The 23,126-nt window shown below is 65.9% G+C and carries 23 protein-coding genes and 1 pseudogene; 10 read left to right on the plus strand and 14 right to left on the minus strand.

What is annotated here, in order from left to right:
* Position 1: 1 nt before the first annotated feature.
* The 3 genes from ACX12D_RS11130 to ACX12D_RS11140 all read right to left on the minus strand — a co-directional run bounded on the left by ACX12D_RS11130 (position 2) and on the right by ACX12D_RS11140 (position 2,555).
* Positions 2-151, minus strand: a complete 150-nt coding sequence (locus tag ACX12D_RS11130; RefSeq protein ID WP_459371189.1) for a hypothetical protein — start codon at positions 149-151, stop codon at positions 2-4.
* 90 nt (positions 152-241) lie between these two features.
* Complete coding sequence (locus tag ACX12D_RS11135; protein ID WP_043347114.1) at positions 242-1,249, minus strand: sulfate ABC transporter substrate-binding protein; 1,008 nt, start codon at positions 1,247-1,249, stop codon at positions 242-244.
* 328 nt (positions 1,250-1,577) lie between these two features.
* Positions 1,578-2,555: a LysR family transcriptional regulator gene (locus ACX12D_RS11140; protein WP_459371190.1), complete on the minus strand. Its 978-nt coding sequence runs from the start codon at positions 2,553-2,555 to the stop codon at positions 1,578-1,580.
* A 198-nt stretch (positions 2,556-2,753) separates the two neighbouring features.
* Here ACX12D_RS11140 and ACX12D_RS11145 point away from each other — a divergent pair, with 198 nt between their 5' ends.
* From ACX12D_RS11145 to ACX12D_RS11165, 5 genes are all read left to right on the plus strand, one after another.
* A complete protein-coding gene (locus tag ACX12D_RS11145; protein ID WP_459371192.1) occupies positions 2,754-3,728 on the plus strand; it encodes a Bug family tripartite tricarboxylate transporter substrate binding protein in 975 nt (324 codons plus the stop codon).
* A 114-nt stretch (positions 3,729-3,842) separates the two neighbouring features.
* A complete protein-coding gene (locus ACX12D_RS11150; RefSeq protein WP_459371193.1) occupies positions 3,843-5,069 on the plus strand; it encodes a CaiB/BaiF CoA transferase family protein in 1,227 nt (408 codons plus the stop codon).
* Between the two features lie 14 nt (positions 5,070-5,083).
* Positions 5,084-5,854, plus strand: coding sequence for an enoyl-CoA hydratase/isomerase family protein (locus ACX12D_RS11155; RefSeq protein ID WP_459371194.1), 771 nt, complete (start codon positions 5,084-5,086; stop codon positions 5,852-5,854).
* 57 nt (positions 5,855-5,911) lie between these two features.
* A complete protein-coding gene (locus ACX12D_RS11160) occupies positions 5,912-6,895 on the plus strand; it encodes a tripartite tricarboxylate transporter substrate binding protein (RefSeq protein WP_459371195.1) in 984 nt (327 codons plus the stop codon).
* A 3-nt stretch (positions 6,896-6,898) separates the two neighbouring features.
* On the plus strand, positions 6,899-7,396 hold the full coding sequence (locus ACX12D_RS11165; RefSeq protein WP_459371196.1) for a MaoC family dehydratase: 498 nt from the start codon (positions 6,899-6,901) through the stop codon (positions 7,394-7,396).
* 84 nt (positions 7,397-7,480) lie between these two features.
* On the opposite strand, the pseudogene ACX12D_RS11170 reads toward ACX12D_RS11165, so the two are convergent.
* The 7 genes and pseudogenes from ACX12D_RS11170 to ACX12D_RS11200 all read right to left on the minus strand — a co-directional run bounded on the left by ACX12D_RS11170 (position 7,481) and on the right by ACX12D_RS11200 (position 14,515).
* A pseudogene (locus ACX12D_RS11170) lies at positions 7,481-8,445 on the minus strand (LLM class oxidoreductase).
* Positions 8,446-8,869: 424 nt separating this feature from the next.
* Positions 8,870-9,505, minus strand: coding sequence for a glutathione S-transferase family protein (locus ACX12D_RS11175; RefSeq protein WP_441630164.1), 636 nt, complete (start codon positions 9,503-9,505; stop codon positions 8,870-8,872).
* Between the two features lie 3 nt (positions 9,506-9,508).
* Positions 9,509-10,138 (minus strand): glutathione S-transferase family protein, encoded by a 630-nt coding sequence (locus ACX12D_RS11180; protein ID WP_459371197.1) that lies wholly within the window; start codon positions 10,136-10,138, stop codon positions 9,509-9,511.
* A gap of 209 nt (positions 10,139-10,347) precedes the next feature.
* Complete coding sequence (locus ACX12D_RS11185) at positions 10,348-11,508, minus strand: acyl-CoA dehydrogenase family protein (protein ID WP_459371198.1); 1,161 nt, start codon at positions 11,506-11,508, stop codon at positions 10,348-10,350.
* A 72-nt stretch (positions 11,509-11,580) separates the two neighbouring features.
* The gene (locus ACX12D_RS11190; protein ID WP_459373997.1) at positions 11,581-12,429 is read right to left on the minus strand and encodes an HTD2 family dehydratase; all 849 of its coding nucleotides are present in this window, start codon (positions 12,427-12,429) and stop codon (positions 11,581-11,583) included.
* A 54-nt stretch (positions 12,430-12,483) separates the two neighbouring features.
* Positions 12,484-13,332 (minus strand): HpcH/HpaI aldolase/citrate lyase family protein, encoded by an 849-nt coding sequence (locus ACX12D_RS11195; protein ID WP_459371199.1) that lies wholly within the window; start codon positions 13,330-13,332, stop codon positions 12,484-12,486.
* A 4-nt stretch (positions 13,333-13,336) separates the two neighbouring features.
* A complete protein-coding gene (locus ACX12D_RS11200; protein ID WP_459371200.1) occupies positions 13,337-14,515 on the minus strand; it encodes a CaiB/BaiF CoA transferase family protein in 1,179 nt (392 codons plus the stop codon).
* 302 nt (positions 14,516-14,817) lie between these two features.
* Between ACX12D_RS11200 and ACX12D_RS11205 the strand changes: the two genes are divergently transcribed.
* On the plus strand, positions 14,818-15,747 hold the full coding sequence (locus tag ACX12D_RS11205) for a LysR family transcriptional regulator (protein WP_309403768.1): 930 nt from the start codon (positions 14,818-14,820) through the stop codon (positions 15,745-15,747).
* Between the two features lie 26 nt (positions 15,748-15,773).
* On the opposite strand, the gene ACX12D_RS11210 is transcribed toward ACX12D_RS11205, so the two are convergent.
* Complete coding sequence (locus ACX12D_RS11210; protein WP_459373998.1) at positions 15,774-16,772, minus strand: tripartite tricarboxylate transporter substrate-binding protein; 999 nt, start codon at positions 16,770-16,772, stop codon at positions 15,774-15,776.
* A 215-nt stretch (positions 16,773-16,987) separates the two neighbouring features.
* Between ACX12D_RS11210 and ACX12D_RS11215 the strand changes: the two genes are divergently transcribed.
* Positions 16,988-17,329, plus strand: a complete 342-nt coding sequence (locus ACX12D_RS11215; RefSeq protein WP_043347137.1) for a zinc ribbon domain-containing protein YjdM — start codon at positions 16,988-16,990, stop codon at positions 17,327-17,329.
* 11 nt (positions 17,330-17,340) lie between these two features.
* Here the strand turns inward: ACX12D_RS11215 and ACX12D_RS11220 are convergent, their stop codons facing one another.
* Positions 17,341-18,243 (minus strand): LysR substrate-binding domain-containing protein, encoded by a 903-nt coding sequence (locus ACX12D_RS11220; protein ID WP_459371202.1) that lies wholly within the window; start codon positions 18,241-18,243, stop codon positions 17,341-17,343.
* A gap of 170 nt (positions 18,244-18,413) precedes the next feature.
* On the opposite strand from ACX12D_RS11220, the gene ACX12D_RS11225 reads away from it, so the two are divergent.
* Positions 18,414-19,415: a Bug family tripartite tricarboxylate transporter substrate binding protein gene (locus ACX12D_RS11225; protein ID WP_459371203.1), complete on the plus strand. Its 1,002-nt coding sequence runs from the start codon at positions 18,414-18,416 to the stop codon at positions 19,413-19,415.
* 90 nt (positions 19,416-19,505) lie between these two features.
* The gene (locus ACX12D_RS11230; protein ID WP_459371204.1) at positions 19,506-20,792 is read left to right on the plus strand and encodes a hypothetical protein; all 1,287 of its coding nucleotides are present in this window, start codon (positions 19,506-19,508) and stop codon (positions 20,790-20,792) included.
* Between the two features lie 20 nt (positions 20,793-20,812).
* Here the strand turns inward: ACX12D_RS11230 and tam are convergent, their stop codons facing one another.
* A complete protein-coding gene (gene tam / locus ACX12D_RS11235) occupies positions 20,813-21,583 on the minus strand; it encodes a trans-aconitate 2-methyltransferase (RefSeq protein WP_459371205.1) in 771 nt (256 codons plus the stop codon).
* A 24-nt stretch (positions 21,584-21,607) separates the two neighbouring features.
* Positions 21,608-21,952, minus strand: coding sequence for a hypothetical protein (locus tag ACX12D_RS11240; RefSeq protein WP_459371206.1), 345 nt, complete (start codon positions 21,950-21,952; stop codon positions 21,608-21,610).
* A gap of 104 nt (positions 21,953-22,056) precedes the next feature.
* On the opposite strand from ACX12D_RS11240, the gene ACX12D_RS11245 reads away from it, so the two are divergent.
* Positions 22,057-22,989: a LysR family transcriptional regulator gene (locus tag ACX12D_RS11245; RefSeq protein ID WP_459371207.1), complete on the plus strand. Its 933-nt coding sequence runs from the start codon at positions 22,057-22,059 to the stop codon at positions 22,987-22,989.
* Positions 22,990-23,126 lie beyond the last annotated feature (137 nt).

Raw genomic sequence — 23,126 nt, forward strand, 5'->3', positions numbered from 1 at the left:
TTCAGCGCTGTTTGTGGATCGTGACCGTGCGGCCCTCGCCCGCCGCAACCAGGCCGATCGCCAGCAAGGCAGCGCCCAGTGCGCCGGTGACTAGCGCCACCAGCAGTACATGGGTAGCGGGGCGCAGCGGAGCGCCGGCTCGGATCGGCATCGGCATCGGCATCGGCATTGGCATCGGAACAGGAAGCGGGATAAGGCACGGAAGATGCGCGGCGGGCGCCCGCCCGCCGCCGGCTACGTCTTACTTCTTGCCAGGCTGGTAGACCTGGTCGAACGAGCCACCGTCGGCGAAGTGCGCCTTCTGCGCTTTCTGCCAGCCGCCAAAGGCCTCATCGATGGTGAACAGCTTGACCTTGGGGAAGTTGCTCGCATACTTGGCGGCAATCTTCTCCGAGATCGGGCGGTAGTAATTCTTGGCCGCGATTTCCTGGCCCTCGTCGGTGTACAGGAACTGCAGGTAAGCTTCGGCCACCTTGCGCGTGCCCTTCTTGTCCACCACCTTGTCCACCACCGCCACCGGCGGCTCGGCCAGGATGGAGATCGACGGCGCGACGATGTCGAACTTGTCCGGGCCTAGTTCCTTGATCGCCAGGATGGCCTCGTTTTCCCAGGCAATCAGCACGTCGCCCAGGCCGCGCTCGACGAAGGTAGTGGTGGCGCCGCGGGCGCCGGAATCCAGCACCGGCACGTTCTTCAGCAACTGGCCGACGAACTCCTTGGCCTTTTGCTCGTTACCGCCCGGCTGGCGCAGCGCGTAGCCCCAGGCCGCCAGGTAATTCCAGCGCGCGCCGCCCGAGGTCTTCGGGTTAGGCGTGATCACCTGCACGCCCGGCTTGACCAGGTCGTTCCAGTCCTTGATACCCTTGGGGTTGCCCTTGCGCACCAGGAACACGATGGTCGAGGTATAGGGCGACGCGTTGTGCGGCAGGCGCTTTTGCCAGTCCGGCTTGAGCAAGCCCTTCTCGGCGATGGCGTCGATGTCATAGCCCAGCGCCAGCGTGACCACATCCGCATCCAGCCCATCGATCACCGAACGCGCCTGCTTGCCCGAGCCGCCGTGCGACTGGCGGATGGTCAGCGCGTCGCCGCCCTTGGCCTTCCACGCCTTGGCGAAGGCGGCATTCACGTCCACGTACAGCTCCCGCGTGGGATCGTACGAAACGTTCAAGAGGGCGGTGTTGGCCCAGGCGGTCTGGGTGGAACCGATGACGGCCAGTGCCGCGAGTCCGATGGCCAGCTTGCGAATCATGTGTCTTGCTCCCGTATTCTCGTCGTGAAATGGCGCGTGCGCGCCGCGTTTCATGGCCCTCCTTGTGTGGGAAGGCTTGCGTCAGGGATGAAGACTACCGAGGGGCCTATCTGAAAGGAACGAATGGTTTCGCCGATCCTTGCACGTTTTCCGCATAAGATTCGACGGAAATATGAACATGCCGGAGGGGGTGGGAGAGGGGCTAGCCGAGGCGAAGACCTTGCGCGCCCCGCCCTTCAATGCGCCTCAACGTACGTCAACGTGCCCCAACGTGCCAAAAACGGCATATTCAGCAAGTTCGAAATTCAACTGCCGGCGTGTCCGGTATTCAGCGACGTGCAGCCGCCCTGCCCGCGCTGTTGACGCGGGCCGGCCACTGCCCACCGGCGATCAGCGCGCGAACCGTTTCCATCAGCAGATCCAGCACCGCCGAGACCGCGATCGACAGCGGCATGGTGGCGGAGCGGCACAGATAGACCGGGCGCGACATGCTCGGATGGGTGATCCGCGCCGCGGACAGCGAGCCACTGTGCAACTCCTCGCAGACCGATGCGTAGGAGAGGATCGTGCACCCCACGCCTGCCGCGGCGAGATTGATGAGTTGCGGTATGGCATTGACCTCCGCCAGCACCGGGAGCACGACCTGATGAGCGCGCAGGTATCCATCGATCAACGCGCGCAGGCCATGCTCGCCGGCGGGCAGGATCATGGGGAAGCGATGCAGGTCCTTGAACCGGACCGTCTTCGTCAGCTCGGCTCCGCTCCTGCGGGCATCGGCGAACTGCCCCGGGGGCGCCAGCAAGACCAGATCCTCGTCGACCACGTGTTCGAACAGCAGGCCGGAGCCAGCGTCCGCCTGGAAGGTCAGGCCGATATCGATGCGCCCGCTCAGCAGTTGGTCGGGGATGTACCCGGTGCTGAGCTCGACCACCTGCAACTGGACCTTAGGCCAGCGCCGGATGGCTTCGCGCACCAGCGGCACGGTCAGTATCTTCGCCATGGATTGCGGCAGGCCGATCGCAACCCTGCCCGCGGGATCGGTTACCAGGTCGCGCACGTCCTCGCAGGCAACGTCGAGCCGCTTGAGGATATCCCTGGCGTGGCTCTCGAATCTCTGCCCGGCGGCAGTCAGGACGACGCCCTTGTGACTGCGCATGAAGAGGGCCACGCCAAGATCCTGCTCGATGTGCTTGATCTGGAGGCTCAGCGCCGGTTGCGCGAGATGCATGTTCTCCGCGGCCCGGGAGATCGATCCCGCCGACACCACCGCCAGAAAGCACCTGAGTCCACGTACATCGATCGACATAAGCAAGTCTCCGCATGTGACACCACGGGGCCGGCCGGGCGGCGGCACGATGGCGGCAAGTTCCAGCTGGGTATAGCATAAAAATATACTCAATATCAAAAATCTATCTTAGACATATAGCGGTACCGAAGCCCATAGTGACGCCAGCTTCCACGCAACGCACGCGGAATGCCAAGACACATCATCCACGGAGACTCAATGGGACTCAGCCGCCGTACTTTCCTGACGGGCGCAGCCGCATCGTTGCTCGCCCCGTCGCTCCATGCCGGGCAATGGCCGTCGCGGCCGATCAAGCTTGTTGTCCCGTTCGCGGCGGGTGGCCCCGGTGACTTCGTGGCACGCCTGATTGCCATACCGCTGGGCAACCGGCTCGGCCAGCCCGTGGTGATCGAGAACAAGCCCGGCGCCGGCGGCAATCTCGGCACGCAGAATGTGCTCGACGCCAACGCCGATGGCTATACGCTGCTGCTGAACACGGTCGGCATGCATGCCGTCAACCCGCTGCTGTATCCCGACTTGCGGTTTCGCCCGCAACGCGACCTGGTAGCCATCGGCGTGGTTGCGACGGTGCCAAACGTGCTGGTGGTGCATCCAACCAAGCTGGGGGTCAGCTCCCTGGCGGAGCTGGTCCGCGCCGGTAAACAGCGGCCGGACAATCTCACCTACGCCACCTTCGGCGCGGGAAGCTCCCCGCATATCTATGGCGCGCTGCTGCAGAAGGCCGCGGGCTTCACCGCGGTGGCCGTGCCCTACAAGGGCAGCGCGCCGGCAAGCACTGACGTCATGGCCGGGAATGTGGATTTCCTCTTCGACAGCATGACCACCTCCATCGGCCAGATACAGGGCGGCAAGCTCAAGGCCTTGGCGATCACTTCGGCTGCGCGTTCGCCCCTGCTGCCGGATGTGCCGACGCTGCAGGAAGCCGGCTATCCGGCGCTGGACCTGAAGTTCTGGCTGTCGTTGCAAGCTTCCGCGAAGACGCCGCCCGCCATCGTCGAGACGCTGCGCCAGGCCGTGGCGCAAAGCGCTGGCGATCCAGGCTATGGCCATGCGCTGATTGCGCGGGGAGCCGAGCCGTTCCACATGGCGCCCGCCGATGTGCAGGCCTATGTGAATCGCGACACCGCGCGATGGACGGCCCTGGCCCGCTCCATCGATATCAAGCCCGAGTAGCCGCCCCGACTCACCCGGCATCCCATTGCCACAACACGACGCCGGACCTGCGCCCCCAATCCCGGGCGGCGTCCGCCGCCGATCCCGCCGTTGATCCGTTTTGGAGACACATCCATGATTGCATTGCAGGGCATTCGCGTCCTCGACTTGAGCAAGGTGCTTGCCGGCCCCTTGTGCGGGCAGTATCTGGGCGAACTTGGCGCCGAAGTCATCAAGGTCGAGCCGGTCGGCAGCGGCGACGATACGCGCGCCTGGCTGCCGCAGGAGCGCGGGCAGTCCGCCACCTTTCTCGCCGTCAATCACAACAAGCGCAGTCTCGCCGTTGACCTCAAGACCGGCGAGGGCAGGCAGATCGTCCAGAGGCTGGCGGCCAAGGCGGACGTTGTGCTGCAAGGCTTCGGCAGTGGCGCCGCCGCCAGGCTCGGTGTGGACTACGACACGCTGTGCGCGTTGAACCCGGCGCTGATCTACTGCGAGATCTCCGGCTACGGACGCACGGGGCCCCTGGGCCAGGAGCCCGGCTACGACGTCATGCTGCAGGCCTTCAGCGGCATGATCAGCACGATGGGCCAGGCCGGCGGCCAGCATGCGCGCGCCAGTTTTTCACCGGTGGACCTGGGCACCGGCATGCATGCATTCAGTGGCATCCTGGCGGCACTGATCGAGCGGCAGCAGACAGGCCGCGGCATGCACCTGGAGGTGTCCCTGCTGGATACCGCGATGGGCTTCATGGGCTATCTCGCCCAGAACTATTGGCTCAGCGGCAAGGTGCCGCGGGCCATGGGCACCGCGCATCCGGCCATGGCACCCTACCAGGTGTTCGACGCAGCCGACGGGCCGGTGATGATCGGCGTCGGCAACGACGCGCAGTGGCGGCGCTTCTGCCCGGTCGCCGGGTTGCAGGATGTGGCCGACGCGCCGCGGTTTGCCACCAATGCGGCCCGTGTCGCGCACTTCACCGAAACCGTCGAGATGGTCCAGGCGCGTATTCGGACCCAGCCGGTTGCCTACTGGCTCGACGCGCTGCGCAAGGCTGGCGTGGCCTGCTCCCCGATCCACACGCTGGACCAGGCGCTGGCGCACCCGCAAGTGGCCGAGCGCGCGCTGATCGCCGAGTCTGAGCATCCGGTGCTGGGCAAGGTGAAGAACATGGGCTTGCCCGTGCGCTTTCGCGGCGGCAGCCGGCGAGCGCGCCGCGCGCCGCCTTTGCTGGGCCAGCACACCGACGAAATCCTGTTGCAGACAGGCTATACGCCCGAGTCCATTGAACGATTCAAGGCGCGCGGCGTGATTGCCAGCGCCGATGCCAGCAAACCCGGTGGCCTTTGCACGGCCGCTTGAGATCAGGAGTCACCATGCCCTCAGTCAGATACGAAGTGCGCGACAAGGTCGCGGAAATCCTCCTGGATAGCGCGCCGGTCAATGCCTTGAGCGAGGCGATGATCGACGAAATGCTGGCGGCGCTGCGGCGCGCGGCACAGGACGATTCGGTCAGGGCCGTCATCCTGGGCAGCGCCCTGCCCCGGCGCTTTTGCGCCGGGTTGCGGCTGGATGCGCTGCACGGGGCGCCACAGGCCCGGATCCATAGCCTGGTCGACAAGCTGTACAACGAACTGTGCGACGCGCAATTCAACCTGGGCAAGCCATCCATTGCCGCCGTGAACGGCACCGCCCGCGGCGGCGGCATGACGCTCGCGATCTCCTGCGACATGATCGTCGCCGCCGACACGGCCACCTTTGGCTATCCGGAAATCGACGTCGGGCTGACGCCCGCCATCCACTACACGCACCTGCCGCGCGTGATTGGCCGTCACCGGGCCTTCGACCTGCTTTTCACCGGACGCGCGTTCGACGCCGCCGAAGCCATGTCCCTCGGACTGGTCAGCCGCGTGGTGCCCGAGCAGGACGTCATGCGCGAGGCCAGAGCGCTTGCCCAGACTTTGTGCGCGAAATCTCCGGTCGTCGTCAAGATGGGACGCAAGGCCTTCATGCGCGCCAATGACAACGACTACCGGCGCGGCGTTGCCGCGGCGGTGGAGAGCTTCGGCAATGTGGTGGCGACGGACGATGCGAAGGAAGGCATCGCCGCGTTCGTGGAAAAGCGCAAGCCATCCTGGCAAGCCTGATCGTGCCGGCTTCAACAATCATTCGACAATCGCCCTCAACGGAAGCGGAGTGAACGCATGCGATTACTGAACACCCTGCGCCGGAGCACCCCCCTCATCCTGGCGCTGCTCGCGGCGCAGCCGGGCGGCGCCAGCGCGAAGGAGGCATGGCCCGCCCAGGCCGTGAGGCTCGTGGTGCCGTATGCGGCCGGCGGACCGACCGATGCCTTTGCGCGCGTGCTGGCTGAGCAATGGGGCAAGCAGCTGGGCGAGCCGATGATCGTGGAGAACCGCACGGGCGCCGGCACGGTGGTTGGCACCGACTATGTGGCCAAGGCCAAGCCGGATGGCTATGTGGTCCTGTTGACGACCGTGGCACACGCGGTCAACGAGAGTATCGTGCCTCGTCTGCCCTACCGCACCACGCAGGACTTCGCGCCTGTCGGACTGGCGGCCAAGGCGCCCCTGGTCCTGCTGGTGAACAAGAACTTCCCAGCCAGGAATCTCCCCGAATTCCTGGCGTACGTCAAAGCGCATCCTGGGCAGATCAACTATGGGTCCGCCGGCAATGGCAGCGCACCTCATGTCGCGACCGAGCTGCTGAACCTCAAAGCCGCGCTGAAAACCACGCACATCCCGTATCGCGGCACCGGGCCCGCCATGACCGACCTGATCGGCGGGCAGATCGGCTTCATGATCGACAGCGCGCCGACGGGACTCGCGCAGGTCCGCGCGGGAACAGTGCGGCTGATTGCCACGTCGATGCAAGCGCGCCTTGCACAGACACCGGACACGCCGGCCATCGCCGAAGCGGTACCCGGCTACGAAGCCTATACGTGGAATGGCGCCTTCGTCCCCGCGGGAACGCCGGCGGCGGTGATCACCACACTGAACGGCGCGTTGCGCCGTGCGCTTGCCGACCCCGGCCTGAAGAAGCGAGCCTTCGAGATGGGCCTGGTCATCGAGGCCGACCCAACGCCGCAGGCACTCGCCGCGCACGTGGACAGCGAGATTGCCAAATGGCGGACCGTTGCGCAGGCGGCCGATATCAAGGAGCAGTGAAGCATGACCCGACCCGACTTTGCGAGCGCGTTCGACCCCAGCCAGCACCGCATGTGCGCACAGCGGTATTTCGAGGATTTCTCCGTTGGGGAGCGCTTCGTACTGCCATCCCGCACCATGACCGATGCCATGTTTGCCGCGTTTCAACTCGCCAGCGGCGATAACCATCCCGTGCACTACGACGTGGAATACTGCCGCGCGCACGGCATGCCGCAACTGCTCGCCCATGGCTTCCAGGTCGTGATCCAGACGGCCGCCGGCGCCGGACTCTTTCCGCACATGGTCGAGGCATCGCTCAAGGGGTTCATCGACCAGAGCAGCCGCTTCCTGCATCCCGTCTTTGCCGGCGATACCCTCTACAGCACGCTGGAAGTCAGCGAACTCGCGCCGAACCGGAGCACCGGCGTGCTGACCATGCGTTCCACGGTGCATAACCAGTCCGCGGTGCTCGTGATGGAAGGCACACAGCGCTACCTGCTGAAGAAGCGCCAGCCGGACTAGGTTCCTGCCGCAACCTGGAGTCCAGGGCCAGCGGTGCTCTCCTTGCGGCACCAGGGGAGGCAGTCACACCTGAAGCGAAAAAAACTAGTCCGCATGAAATGCCGGCAGGACGTCGGCGGCCAACTCTTCCATCACCTCTCGCGGCGCGCGTTTGGACACCTGCAGGTTGAGCGAAACATGATGCGTGCCGCTGCCGCGCATGTCCCGCAGCAACTCCCTCAGCCCATTTCGCCCGGTGCGATAGCCAAGCGGGATTGCGGTAGGCGGCTCGCCGGCATCGGCGCTCAGGTCCAGTTGCATCGCCACGCCAAAGGCGCGGAACTGCCCGGGCGCGGCACGCTCAACCGCCGCGCGCCACATGCGATAGCGCTCCCGCTGCACCGCAGGCTCGCGGTGATAGGTCATCCAGCCGATGGCATGGCGCGCGATCCAGTCAACGCTCTGCCCGCCAGAGCCCACGGCCAGCAAGGGAATGGGCGCGGGAAGCCTGGGGAGCACGAAAAACTCGGGCGTGTCGTCATGGAACTGATCCGGGATCACCCGGGAAGGCGCTCCCACCGCCGCCGCCACCGTCTCCCAGTGACGCAGGTACAGATCGCGCCGTGCGGCCGTAGCCTGCCCAAACGCAGCGTACTCGGCCGGACGGTCGCCAGAGCCCAGGCCGAGCACGAAGCGGCCCTGCGACAAAGCGCTGACTGAAATCGCCCCTTTGGCGACATGCAGCGGATGCCGCAGCGTCGCACGATGGCACCGCTCACCAGCGCGATGCGCTCGGTCTGGCTGGCCAGCGCGCCAAGGAACACCCAGGGATCGAGATGCCCGACCGGGTCCGGGTAGTCGGCGCTGTTCAGCGGCACGTCGCGCACCCACAGCGCGCGGAATCCGAGCGCGTCGGCAAGCTTGGCCAGCGCCACCTGCTCGCGGAAGTCCGCGACGACCTGGCCGGATTGCAGCATCGGCAAAGTCAGGCCAAGCGAGAGGCGGCCTTCCTGGAACACGCGGTCTTGCACGGCGGCGTCATGCGGCGAAGGGGCGTCTGTCTGAGGCATTCGAGTCCTCCGGATGTACTTGCGGGTCGCTGGCCCGTCTGCGGGGACCGTCTGCGGGGACCGTCTGCGGGGACCGTCTGGCATATTAGCAGTTGCCACGCGCTGGCCGCTGCGCACAACCGGGGGAGCCGGGCCGATAGGATCCGATAGGAACCAATAGCGCCGGGCAGACGAGCGACAAGAAGAGCGACAAGAAAAAAGCCCGCCCCACTTGCGTGGCGCGGGCCAAGTTTCCGTATTCTGGAAACGGGTAGACAAGTCATGAAGAGCGCCCCCGCATCTCCATGACGGAAATCATATTAGCGGGCGGCACCATTTTGGTTCTTGACCCATGTCAAATGGGCGTCCGGTTTGTGCGAAGGTAGTGCAAAGGTGGGCGGCCGATGTATGGCGCTTGTAGGGATTTGCCAGCGTCAAGCCAGCCTCAAGCCAGGTCATCCAGCTTGACCGCAAAGCCGCGCTGCACGCCGGGACGCGCGAACAGGGCGTCGTACCAGCGCCTGACATTCGGAAACTGCTCCAGCGAGACCTGATGGCGCTCGTGGCGCCAGGCCCAGCCCAGGATCGCGAAATCCGCCACGGACAGCTCGCCGGCCACGTATTCCACCTCCGCCAGGCGCCGGTCCAGCACGCCGTAAAGGCGCCGCGTTTCTTCCGAATAGCGCTTGAGCCCATAGTGCCGGTCGGCCTCCGCCTCGACCGTGCGGAAGTGATGCACCTGGCCCGGCATGGGCCCGAAGCCACCCATCTGCCACATCAGCCACTCCAGCACCGGCACGCGGTCACGCAGGCTGGCGGGCAGGAACTTGCCGGTCTTCTCGGCCAGGTAAAGCAGGATCGCGCCGGATTCGAAGACGCTGATCGGCTGTCCATCGGGGCCATCCGCATCGACGATGGCCGGAATCCGGTTGTTGGGGCTGATGCGCAGGAAATCCGGCTGGTGCTGCTCGCCCTTGGTGATATTGACCGTCTTGACAGCATAAGGCAGCGCCATTTCCTCGAGCGCGACGCTGATCTTGCGCCCGTTCGGCGTGTTCCAGGTGTGCAGGGTGATAGTCATGGCTCAGCTCAAGGGCGCTGCAACGTATTGGCGGAAACCGGCGCGCTCGCCCACACGCGCATACCAGCGTTCGAGATTGGGCAGCGCGGGGCGATCGATCTGGGCGTCCAGGCCGAACCAGCGGCGTGCGTAGGCGCCCAGCACCAGGTCGGCCAGCGTGAAGACGCCGCCTTCCATATAGTCGCGGCCTTCCAGGTGCTGGTCGAGCAAACGCCACAGCCCTGCCACCACGCCGGCGTCAGCGCTCAGGCGAGCCACATCGCGTTCGGCAGCGGGCGTGCGCACAAAGCCCCAGAAGACCGGCCGTTCCGCCGGCTGCAAGGTCGACAGCACCCAGTCCAGCCAGCGGTCGACGCTGGCGCGCGCCTTAGGCCCGGCCGGGTACAGCGCGCCTGCCTTGCCGTACTCCATGGCGAGGTAGCGCAGGATGGAATTCGACTCCCACAGCACAAAATCGCCATCGATGATCGTCGGGATGCGCCCGTTGGGATTCATGGCGAGATAGTCGGGCTCGTTGTTGCCGCCGAACTGCATGCCGGCGTCGATCCGCCGGAACGGCACGCCAAGTTCTTCGCAACCCCACAGTACCTTTTGCACATTGACCGAATTCGCACGGCCCCAGATCGTCAGCATTCGATGTATTCCCGTTGAAGATTCCCGCGTTTCGCGCAATCTTCAACGATACACCAAGGTGCGGATCGGGGCCCCGGCGTGGCACCCGCTCAAGCCCTGGCCGTTCGCATGGCCCGCGCGGTACCCGGCAGGAGGTTCGATGCATTCGCCTGCGCGCTGGACACCGAGGTGCTGGCGCTACGCCGCAATCCAATCCTACCGGCGAAGCGTCAAAACGACCTCGGCATGCCAAGGATATGCTCCCCGACATAGGACAGGATCAGGTTGGTCGAGATCGGCGCAACCTGGTACAGGCGGGTCTCGCGGAACTTGCGCTCCACGTCGTATTCCGCGGCGAAGCCAAACCCGCCGTGATACTGCAGGCAGGCGTTGGCGGCCTCCCAGGAGGCATCCGCGGCCAGCAGCTTCGCCATGTTGGCTTCGGCGCCGCAGGGCTGGTGCTCGTCGAACAGCTTGGCAGCCTTGAAGCGCATCAGGCTCGCGGCCTCCACGTTGACGAACGCCCTTGCGATGGGGAACTGCACGCCCTGGTTCTGGCCGATGGGCCGGCCGAACACAATGCGCTCGTTGACGTACCTGGTCACCTTGTCGATAAACCAGTAGCCGTCGCCGACGCACTCCGCTGCAATCAGCGTGCGCTCGGCGTTCAGGCCATCCAGGATGTACTTGAAGCCCTTGCCCTCCTCGCCGATCAGGTTCTCCGCCGGGATCTCCAGGTTGTCGAAGAAAAGCTCGTTGGTCTCGTGATTGACCATGTTGATGATCGGCTGCACCGTCAGGCCCTTGCCGATCGCTTCGTGCAGGTCGACGAGGAAGATGGACATGCCTTCCGACTTTTTCCTGCACTCCGCCAGCGGCGTGGTCCGCGCCAGCAGGATCATCAGATCCGAGTGCTGGACGCGCGAGATCCAGACCTTCTGTCCGTTGACGACATACTTGTCGCCCTTGCGCACCGCGGTGGTCTTGATCTTGGTGGTATCCGTCCCGGTGCTCGGCTCGGTGACCGCCATGGATTGCAGGCGCAGCGCGCCGCTCGCGATCTTCGGCAGGTACTCGCGCTTCTGCTCTGCCGAGCCATGGCGCAGCAGCGTGCCCATGTTGTACATCTGGCCGTGGCAGGCGCCCGAGTTGCCGCCGGCGCGGTTGATCTCTTCCATGATGACCGAGGCTTGCGTGAGGCTCAGCCCCGAGCCGCCGTATTCCTCGGGGATCAGGGCCGCCAGCCATCCGGCGGCGGTCAGCGCATTGACGAATGCCTCGGGATAGCCCCGGGCCTCGTCGATCTTGCGGAAATACTCCGACGAGAACTGCCCGCACAGGTCGCGGATGGCTTCGCGGATTTCCTGGTGTTCATCGACTTTGTTCAGCACGACATGTCTCCGTGAGTGTGCTTCGTTGCCTGGTTCGGCTAGATGTGGATTAGCCCTGTGGATGAGCCCGGCTTAGCCAAGCTCGGCGGTGGCGGTCATGGCGAGGGCGCCGCCCGCCTGGCGAATCCACAGCGAGACCGTCTTGCCGTCCTCGCTCAGTTTCCCGCAGGCCTGGAAACGCTGGGGCACGTGGGTCGGCCGCACGCCCTTGAAGGAAAAACTGCTGACGGTGGCATCCGGGAGGTTCCTGCGTACCAGGTCAAGGAGCAGCACGGCCAGCAACGGGCCGTGGACGATCAGGCCTGGGTAGTGCTCGACCGTGGTCACGTAGTCGTGGTCGTAGTGGATCCGGTGGCCATTGAAGGTCAGCGCGGAAAAACGGAACAGCAGCACCGGGTCGGGCACGATTTCGCGGGACCAGTCTTCGTCCGTGCGCGCGGCAATCGGGTCCGGCGCGGCCGCGCCCGGGATGGCTTCGTCGCGGTAGACGATGTCGTGCTCTTCCGTCACCGCAAGGCCCTGTGGCCCCGAGTACCGATGCTCCACGGTCACAAAGGCCAGCGAGCCTGTGCGGCCGGCCTTGGCGCTCACGTCCAGGATGGTGGAAGTTTTCGACACGGCATCGCCCAGGCGCAGCGGCTGGTGAAAGCGCAGGCGCCCGCCGGCCCACATGCGGCGCGGCAGTGGCACGGGCGGCAGGAACCCGCCTCGATTGGCGTGGCCGTCGATGCCCAGCTCGGACTGCCGGTGCAGCGGCAGGAAGTAAAGCCAGTGCCAGAGCGGGGGCAAGGCATCGCCGTGCACGGGCGGCGCGTCTTCGCGGTCAAGAGTCGCGCTAAGCGCCTTGACGGGAAACGCGGTGATGTCGTCCTGGGACTCGGTTGACTTACCGGTCCACGCCTTCAGTTTGGCAATGTCCATCATTCTCTCTGTGAAGCTCTCTGTGGTTATGTTCTCGTCAGTGGTTGATGCCGATCACGCGGGCGCCCTGCCCGCGCGCTCGAGCAGGCTCACGGCGCGCGCAATGACGGGTGCATCGATCATCTCGCCGTCGAGCTGGAACGCGCCCGGGCCTGACCTTGCCTGCTCGGCCACTCTCGCGGCCCAGGCAAGCTGCGCTTCGGTCGGCCGGTAGGCGGCGTTGACTTCGCCCACCTGAGCGGGGTGAATGCAGAGCTTTGCCCCGAAGCCCAGGCGCCGCCCGCGTTCGGCAGCGTTGCGCAGTGCCTCGACATCGGAGATAGCAACCGTCACCCCGTCCACCGGCGGCGCAATGCCCGCGACCCGGGACGCGAGGACGAGCATGGAGCGGAAAAACAGCAACTCCTGGTCGTCGCCCTCGATGCCCAGTTCGGTGCGAAAATCCACGGTCCCGAATATCAGGCGATCGACGCCCGGCGCGCCGGCCACCTCCTTGACGCTGGCCATGCCCCTGGCCGTCTCGATGAGCGGGAGCACCTGCACGCCGGGCCGAAGGTGCCTGGCCACCAGCGCGACGTCCGCCGCGCTTTCCGCCTTGGGCAGCACGATGCCCGTCACGCCTGTCTCGCGGCAAAGGCGCACGTCATCGTCAAACCATTCGGTCTGCGTGGCGTTGATCCGCACCATGCCGCGGCCGCCGTCGGCCAGGTACGCCTCCAGCAGCCCCCTTGCCCGGCACTTGTCCTCGTCGGACACCGCGTCCTCGAGATCGAAAATGACCGCGTCCGCGCCTGATGCGTTGGCCTTGGCGAAACGCTCGGGACGATTGGCGGGCACGAAGAGATAGGAACGGGCAATAGCGGCGGCGGCGGCCATGCGGTCTTTATCGGGGATGGCGGGCATAGGTTCAGATCGCGCCTTCGGCACTGAGCCGAACCACGTCGTCCGCGGTGTAGCCAAGTTCGAGCAGGATGCTCTCACTGTGCTGGCCTAGTGCGGGAATCGCGTCCATCCGCGGCGCGAACGACTGTGGCGTACCGGGCGGCAGCAGCGCGGGAATGATGCCCACGGGCGACTGCACGGAAGTCCAGCGCTCGCGCGCCTTGAGCTGAGGATGGTTCCAGACGTCGAGCATGTCGTTCATGCGGGCATTGGCGATCTGGGCGCGCTCAAGCCGCTCGATCACCGCCTCGATGCTCAGGGCGGAGAACACCGACGTGATGATGTCGGTGAGCGCCGCGCGGCTCTGGGTGCGCAGCGAGTTGGAGACAAAGCGTTCGTCGGTCGTCAGTTCCGGCCGCTCCAGCACGACGCGGCAAAAGGCGTCCCACTCGCGCTCGTTCTGCAGGCCCAGGATGATGGTCTTGCCGTCGCCGGCGGTAAACGGGCCATACGGGAAGATGGTGGCATGCGAGGCGCCGGCCCGAGGCGGTGGCGTGGCGCCATCGAACGCGTAGTAAAGCGGATAGCCCATCCACTCGACCATGCTCTCCAGCATCGATACGTCGATATGCGCGCCCTTTCCGCTCCTGCCGCGCTGCAGCAGCGCCGCCAGGATGTTGGAGTAGGCATACATGCCAGCCGCGATATCGGCGATGGAGCAGCCAGCCTTGGCCGGGCTATCTGGGGTGCCCGTGATCGAGACAAAGCCGGATTCCGCCTGGATCAGCAAGTCGTAGGCCTTCTTGTCCCGGTAGGGACCATCGCTGCCATAGCCTGAAATATCGCAGACGACCATGGCGGGATAGCGCTGCGACAGCGCCGCATAGGAAAGGCCGAGCCGGTCCGCCGCGCCCGGCGCCAGGTTCTGCACCAGCACATCGGCCTGGCCGAGGAGCTTGCCCAGGATGGCCGGGGCCTCGCTGTGCTTGAGGTCCAGCGCAAGGCTTTCCTTGGAACGGTTGGTCCAGGCGAAATGCGAGGACAGGCCATCCACCCGCTCATCGTAGCCGCGCGCGAAATCGCCCACCTTGGGCCGCTCGACCTTGATGACCCGGGCGCCGAGGTCCGCCAGTTGCCGGGTACAGAACGGCGCGGCAATGGCGTGCTCGAGGGAAACGACGGTGATGCCATCCAGGGGGCGCATAGCAGCCTTGTTCAGTCAGGGCCCGCCTGCCCTGCGCAGCGCAGCAGCAAACGGGAAACGGGAAACGGGAAACGGGAAAAGTGGGTCCACGGCGCCCCGGCCCGGCCGGAAGTCGCCACGCATGGGCAGCACGCCTGGTGCAGTGCGCACCGAAGCTAGTCTCCCAGAGTGGAGGGAATCGGACCATCTCGTTTTCTCGAACCAGCCATTCGCGTCAATGGAAACCATCCCTTTGCCGGCGGCCCGCCGCATGAATTGCGGCACCAGCGACCCCTTGGTACAGTGGCGGCGAAGGAGTATCCATGCACTTTGACTTTGCCGACCTCAGGCTCTTTGCCCGCATCGCCGAGGAAGAAAACCTCTCTCGCGGTGCGAAAAAGGCATTTCTTTCCCCCGCCGCGGCCAGCGCGCGCCTCAAGTCCCTGGAGGAGCAGCTGGGCACCCGGCTGTTCTACCGGGAGAGCAGAGGGCTGGCGCTGACGCCCGCCGGAGAACGGCTGCTGCGCCATGCGCGGGTCATCGAGCGGCAGTTCGAACACGTGCGCAGCGATTTCGAAGAGTTCTCGAAGGATTCCGTCGGTCACATCCGCATCTTCGCGAACACCACCGCAGTCACGGAGTTCATGCCGGAAGTGCTCTCGCGCTTCATGGCGGAGCGCCCCGCCGTGACCGTCGACCTGCAGGAGCGCCTGACGCGGGACATCATCCGGGGCGTGCTCGACGGCAGCGCCGACCTCGGCATCATTTCCGGGCCCGTGAACCCGGAAGGGCTTGAAGTGGTGCACTTCAGCACCGACAAGCTCGTGCTTGCCACGCCCGTAGGCCATCCCCTCACGCAAAAGAGCAAGGTCTCGCTCGCCGACACCCTCGAGTACGAGCACGTCAGCCTGCACGAGGGCAGCACCCTGCATGCTTTCCTCACCGATCTGCTCCACGAGCAACGGCGCAAGCTGCAGATCCGCATCCAGATTCGCAGCTTCGAAGCCATGTGCCGCATGATCGAAGCGGGCGTGGGCATTGGCGTGGTGCCGCTGTCCGCGGCGCTGCGGCACCGCCAGACCATGAAGCTCGCCATCGTCGAGCTGGACGACCCGTGGGTGATCCGCGAGCGCGCGGTCATCGTGCGCGAACTGCAGGGGCTGCCCGGCTGCGCGCGCGCCCTCATCGACGAGCTGATCAGCGTGGCGCAAGCTGCCGGCGGGAGCCCGGCAAAGCTGATCGCGTCGTCATAGCGGGCACCTGGCCAGGTGTATCGGCGTTAGTCCGCTTCCACCTTCATCGTTCTCAGCAGCGGTTGCCATTTGTCGCTTTCCGTCTTGAGCCAGCTATGCAGCCCTTCCGGCGTCTGCTTGTCGACGGGCACGATCTCGGCGCCGAGGTCATCGAGGCGCTTCGCTACCATCGGGTCCTGCAAGCCCTTCTGCAGTGCCTTGGTCAGACGCGCGGTGACGGCTGGCGGCGTGCCCTTGGGTGCGTAGACCCCATGCCAGACCTTCATCTCGAAGCCCTTCAGGCCGCCCTCCTGCAGCGTCGGCGCATTGGGCAGCGCCTTGATGCGCTTGGGCGTGGTCACGCCGTAGAACCTGAGCCGGTTGGCGTTGATATGCGGCAGTGTCGATGTGGTCTGGTCACATAGCAGGTCGACCTGCCCGCCGAGCAGCGCCGTGAGCGCCGGCCCGGTGCCCTGATAGGGAATCGCGTTCAGTTTCACGTGCGCCGCCTCCTCGAACAGCAGCCCGCACAGCTGGGATACCGCCCCCAGCCCGGCGTTGGCCAGGGATACCTTGTCCTTGTTCTGGGCGACGTACTTCATCAGGTCTTGCGTGGTGGCCGGGGGCAGGTCCTTGCGCCCGAGCAGCGTCATCGGGACATCCGCGACTTGCCCGACGTACTCGAAATCCTTCAGCGGGCTATATGACAGCTTCTTGTACAGCGCGGGCGCCGTTGCCATCCCGTTGTGGTGGATCAGGATCGTGTAGCCATCCGGCTGGGCCCGCGCGACGTAGGCCGCCGCGACCGTGCCGCCGGCACCGAGGCGGTTCTCCACGATCACGCTTTGCCCGAGATCCCTGGACATCGCCTGCGCAAGTGCCCGCGCTACGACGTCCGTCGGGCCGCCAGCCGAAAAGGGAACCACCAGCGTGAGCGGCTTGGATGGGAACGCTTCCGCGGCCATTGCGCCCGAGGCAAGCCCCGCCGCAAGCGGTCCGAAAACCATCCACTTCAAGCCAGTGCCTACGTGCTTCATCACGGTCATGCCAATCATCGTTGTCTCCGAAACTCAGGCCGGCAAGCTGGGGCGCTTGCCTGTTCTAGGGTGCTAGGGTGCTGGCCGAAGGTTGCCGGATAAGCCGGCGCGAGAGAATCACGATTATCTGAACGGACCATACGCCGTGGCCGAACGCGGGCCGGCCGCCCGCTATACTCTAGCCCCCCAAAAGCCTCAAGCAACCGGAAGCCGTCATGCCCACCATCCCCACCATCCCCGCCTGCCCCCAATGCGCCCTGGAGAACACCTACCCCGACGGCGACAACTACGTCTGCGCCGACTGCGGCCACGAGTGGGCCATGGTGGCCGCCGCGCAGGACGATGACAGCGCCCAGGCCGTGGTGAAGGATGCCAACGGCGCCGTGCTGAACGACGGCGACGCCGTGGTGCTGATCAAGGACCTGAAGGTCAAGGGCTCGTCCATCACGCTGAAGATGGGCACCAAGGTCAAGAGCATCCGGCTGGTGGGCGGCGACCACGAGGTCGACTGCAAGATGGACGCCGGCAGCTTCATGCTCAAGGCCTGCTATCTGCGCAAGGCCTGAGCCTGGCCGGATCAGCGCGCGTCGCGCGCTGCAAAGCGAGTCTCCAGCAGCGCGGCGAATTCCTCGGTAATTGCAGAGCTGGCCGACTGGCTGGACAGCGCCATGCGCACTTCCACCGGGCAAGCCGGCAGCAGCGGCAGCACGCGCAGCCCATGCGCGAATACCTCGGCCACATACGGGTTCACGATGCCGATGCCGGCCCCCTCCGCCGCCATGCTGCAGATCGTGCCGGAGTAAGTGGTCTCGATGGTGGCCGATGGCTCCACCTGCCATTGCCGCATGCCGCGCAGGAACGCCACATGCAGTTCGTCATCGGCGTTCAGGGTGAGCAGGAACTGGTTCTGCAGGTCACGCACGTGAATCGTGCCGTGCCCGGCCAGCGCGTGACCGGGATGCATGACGCAAACGGCATTGGTGCGGTGCATGACCCGCACATCGAAGTGGGGATCGTCGAGATGGCTGGTGGACAGCACCAGGTCATACTGGCCATTGAGCAGGCCCTCGCGCAGATGGTGCCCGCCTACGGTCTGCAGGTTGACATGCACATCGGCGTGGCGCCGCGAGAACTCGCCGACCACTTGCGGCATCACGCCCAGCCCGAGAGACGGCGTACAGCCGATGCGCAGCACGCCGGTGCCCGACTTACGCAGCACCGCCACGTCCTGCTCGATCCTTGCCAGCCCCATGAAGTGATGCTGCACCGTCTCGAACAAGCGGCGCGCTTCCTGCGTGGGGCGTAGCCGCCCCTTCTGTATATCAAACAGCTTGAGCTCCGCCGCGGTCTGCATCTGGGCCAGCAGCCGGCTCACCGACGGCTGGGTCGTGTGCAGCATCACGGCGGCGGCGGTGGTGGTGCCGGTGAGCATCACCGCCCGGAAGGCTTCGATTTCACGGAAATTCAGGGGTCTGGGCATGGGAAACGTCACGATCGATCAGATCGGGAGGATATATCACGGCTGCATAGCCCCCTCCCGATAAAGCATTATTCAGAATAAGGTCGCCCCCCTACACTCGCCGCACGATCAAGACGAACGCCGCCGCCGATAGCCGGGCCAGGCGGTCAAAAACGAGGGAGAACACACCGATGAAGCGGAATTTGCGGAAGTTGCTGTTCAAGCATGGCTGGAAATCCTGCGTGGCCACAGCCGTCCTAGGCGCCACCTTCGCGGGCAGCGCGTTCGCCCAGCAGGGATACCCCGACAGGACCATTCGCATCATCGTGCCATTCAGCGCTGGCGGCAGCTCCGACATGCAGGGCCGCATGCTGGCAGACCGCCTGGGCCGGCTCTACAAGCAATCCGTGGTGGTGGAAAACCGCCCGGGCGCGGGAGGCCATATCGGCGGCAAGGCGGTGGTCGATGCACCTGCCGACGGCTACACCCTGCTGCTTGGCTCTATCGGCCTGCACGCCACCTACAACACCTACAAGAAGCTCAACTACAACCCGGCCACGGACCTGAAGATCGTCACCGTGCTGGCCGAGATGCCGCACGTGGTCGTGGTGAACCCGAAGGTGCCCGCCAGCAACCTGCAGCAGCTGGCAGCGGCCGCGCGCCAGCGCCCGGACACGATGACATTCGGCTCGGCCGGTGTCGGGTCCTCGGTCCATATGATGGGCGAACTCTTCAAGCTCAACGCCGGCGCGCCGCTGGTCCATGTGCCTTACAAAGGCAGCGCGGCGGCCATGACCGACCTGCTGGGCGGCCAGATCGACATGATGTTCGAGAATCCGCCGACCACGCTGTCCTACATCCGCTCGGGCAAGCTCAAGGCGCTGGCCGTGACCGGCAAGGTGCGCTCGCCCGCGCTGCCCGACGTGCCGACGGCAGCGGAGTCCGGCTATCCCGGCTTCGTGGCAACGTCCTGGACCACGGTGGCCGTCAGCGCCAAGGTGCCGGACGCGATCGCCGACAAGCTCAACGCCGATATCCGGCAGATCGTCGCCACGCCCGAGTTCCGCCAGGGTCTGCAGGAGCAAGGCATGACCCCGGTGGCCAACACCCGCGACGCCGCGCAGCGCTTTATCGCGACGGAAAAAGCGCGCTGGGACCTGGTCATCGCCAAGGGCAAGATCAGCGCGGAATAACACGGACTAACACGGAGCAAGGCGGCGCAATGCCAAGGCGGCAAACCCGCCTTGCACCAGCACACCCAGTCTCAACGGAAACCCAGCCTCATGCATTCCTCACGCATCATTGCCAGCCCGCAGCCCTACCGGCGGCTGGGCGCGGACGGCCTCCACCATTTCTTCGGCTACTACAACAAGAGCACCTGGGACCGCAGCCAGCGCTACGTGCTGGCACAGCGCGTGCCGATGGCCGACGCCGAACTGACGCCGGACCTGGTGGCCGAGATCGGCTTCTTCGACCTGCAGGACGGCGACCGCTTCCACCGCGTAGGCCAGACCACCGCCTGGAACTGGCAGATGGGGGCGCAACTGCAGTGGCTGGATGGCGCGCCCGGAAGGCAGCTCATCTACAACTGCCGGACGGACGACGCGTCGGCCATTTATCCGCACCTAGGCGCAACGGTGCACAACGTGGAGACGGGCGAAGACAAGACGCTGCCCATGCCCGTGTATGTGGTCGCGCCGAGCAGCGAATACGGCCTTTGCGTGAATTACCGCCGCCTGTACATGACGCACCAGACCATCGGCTACAGCGACGCGACGCCTCAACCGCCTCTGCCCAACGCGCCGGCGAACGACGGCATCCACTACATGGACCTGCGTACCGGCAAGACGCGCCTGGTGCTGAGCTACCAGGACCTGCGCAACTTCCACCCGAAGGCCTCGATGGACAAGGCCATCCACTGGGTCAGCCATATCGAGATCAACCCGCGCTCGTCGCGCGTGCTGCTGCTGCACCGCTGGACCGAGCGCGTCAAGGACGAGACGTGCTTCCTGCACCGGCTCATCACGGTCAATCCGGACGGCTCCGACCTGCGCCTGCTGGAGTGCTCCGACCATCCGCTGCCGCAGCTCGCTGAGGATTTCGATCCCAACGCGGTCGGCACATTCGACTACGAGAAGTCCGAATACCAGATCTCGCATCCGCTGTGGCAGGATGACGAGCACATCATCGTGTGGGGGCCGCACGCCGGCAGCATCCATTACCACCTTTATCACGACAGCGTGGGCGGCGAGGTGCAGGTCGTCGGTAAGGGCGTGCTGACCGAAAACGGCCACATGACGTTCTCGCCGGTGGCGCGCAACTGGTTGCTCAGCGACACCTATCCAGACAGTGCCACCAACGAGCGGATCCTCTTTCTCTACGACGTGGCCACCGGCCTGCGCCACGACCTGGGCAGCTTCTACACGGACCCGGGTCTCAAGAAAGAGAACCGCTGCGACCTGCATCCGCGCTGGAGCCGCGACGGCCGCCACGCCTGCATCGACTCGATCCATGACGGCGAACGGCAGATGTACGTGATGGACGTCAGCGCGCTCACAGCCAGCGCCTGAAACAAGCCCCGGCCCCGCCCTTAGCGTGTGGCCACGATGAAGAACCGCGGGAACGGCAGCAGCACCGTGCCGTCCGCCATCGGCGGATAGGCGCGCGCCACTTCCGCGGTGTAGCGCTCCAGGTAAGCCGCGCGCTCGGCTTCATCCAGCGGGTCCAGGAAGGGGCGCAGGCCGGTGCCCTTGAACCACTCGACAATCGCCGCCGGGCCGCCGGCCAGCGCGTGGTGGTAGGTGGTGTGCCAAACATCGACCGCTGCGCAATGCGCGCGCAGCAGTTCGTAGTACCAGCCGGCGCCCTGCAGCCCGGTACGCGCCTGCGAAGCGGCGGCCAGCTTGCCGGCCCACGGGCCGTCGGCGGCGACTTCGCGCATCAGGCGGTGCGCTGGCGTGTCCAGCGTGTCGGGCACCTGGATTGCGAGGCTGCCGCCGGGCGCCAGCTTCGCGGCAAGCGCGGGCAGCAGGCGGCCGTGGTCGGGCAGCCATTGCAGCACGGCATTGGCGAGGATCACGTCATAGGGGCCCGGGTCGTACCAGGTTTCGATGCGGCTTACCTCGAACTGCAATTTCGGCAACCGCTTGCGCGCGGCTTCGACCATGTCGGCCGAGCTGTCCAGCCCGGTCACGCTCGCGCCGGGAAAGCAGGCGGCCAGCACTTCGGTCGAGTTGCCCGGGCCGCAGCCGATGTCCACCGCGACGCGCGGCTCGCGCCCCGGTACCGCGGCCAGCAGGTCGCGCACCGGGCGGGTACGTTCGTTCTCGAATTTCACGTATTGCTTGGCTGACCAAGTCATTGCTGCTCCTTTGCGGGTTCGGTTCTAGTGATTTGGAAGATCTGGCTTGTTCGGATTCTTCGGCATCGCGGGCTGCCTGGCCTGCTGCAACGCGGCCCTGCCCTTGGCGGTCAGCGCGACGATGGCCTGCGCGCGCGGCACGCCGGGCCGGGACGCCATGCCCACCAGGCCGGCCGTCGTCGCATCCTCCCACGCGGACAGCCGTGGGCAGGACGTGCGCCATGCCTCCATGGTGTCGGCGAAGGTGCGCGGCGTGGCGTCTAACTCAAGCAGGTTGCCCGGATGCGACGACGCGGGAAGATTGGCGTCCTTGTCGTTGTCCCTGTCGTTGTTCCCGTCGTTGTCCTTTGCCAGATCTTGTTCTTGCATGGCCGTGCTCCGTGGATGCCCGATGCATGCCGTCAGGATAGGGCCGAACTGCTATGATTTCCAATGCATATTGAGCACGTTTTCAATACTTTGAGAGTATGGCAATGATTGATCTACGCCGGCTGCGCGCCTTCGTCGTCCTGGCCGAGGAAAGCCACGTCACCCGCGCCGCCGAGCGCCTGGGCATGCAGCAGCCGCCGCTCACGCGCCTGTTGCGCGGGCTGGAAGAGGAGCTGGGTGTTTTGCTGATGCGCCGCCTGCCGCGCGGCGTGCGCCCGACAGAGGCCGGCCTGGCGCTGCTGGAAGAGGCCCGCGCCGTGCTGGCCCGGGCCGAAGGCGTGGCCGATGTGGTGCGCCGCGCCGCGGCCGGCGAGCAAGGGCGGCTGGCGGTGGGCTTTACCAGCTCCGCCGCCCTGCACCCCTTCGTGCCCGCCGTGCTGCGCCGGTTTCGCGAGAGCGTGCCGGGCGTTGCCGTGACGCTGGAGGAAGCCGGCACCAGCGAACTGGTGGACGCGATCCTGCACGAGCGGCTGGACGCCGCGTTCGTCCGCTCGCCGGTGGGCAGCACCGCCGGGCTGGTGCTCGATGCCGTGCTTGACGAGCCGATGCTAGCGGCGTTGCCGGCCGGGCACCCGCTGGCGGCGCAGGCCGGCGCGCTGCCGCTGTCAGCGCTGGCGCGCGAGCCGTTCATCCTCTATCGCCGCCCCGCCGGGCCCGGCTTGTATGACGCGATCCTGACCGCCTGCCGCGCCGCGGGCTTCAGCCCGCTGGTGGCGCAGGAAGCGCCGCGCCTGCCGGCCACGCTAAGCCTGGTGGCAGCAGGCCTTGGCGTGTCCGTGGTGCCCGCGTCCATGCACCGCCTGGGTGGCGAGGACATCGTCTATCGCCCGCTGGGCGATAGCCCGCCGCTGAGCGCGCCCCTGCACCTCGCGATGCGCCAGGGCGCGCTGCCGGCAGCCGTGATGCGCTTTCGCGCCATGGTGCGCGAAATGGTGGCGGCTGCGCCCATCGCGCCAGCGCGCACCATGCGCAATTGAAGGCATGTGTCGTTTCCAGTGCGTTCTTGCTCCGGCTTTGCAGCACGTTCCGGGCGAGCAGCCGCGAGGCCTTCATTGTCCAGGCAGCGGGAATCTCTGTTCGCCCTGGTAGACAAGTTTGCCCTACAGCTTCACCC

Source organism: Cupriavidus sp. PET2-C1, assembly GCF_054515855.1.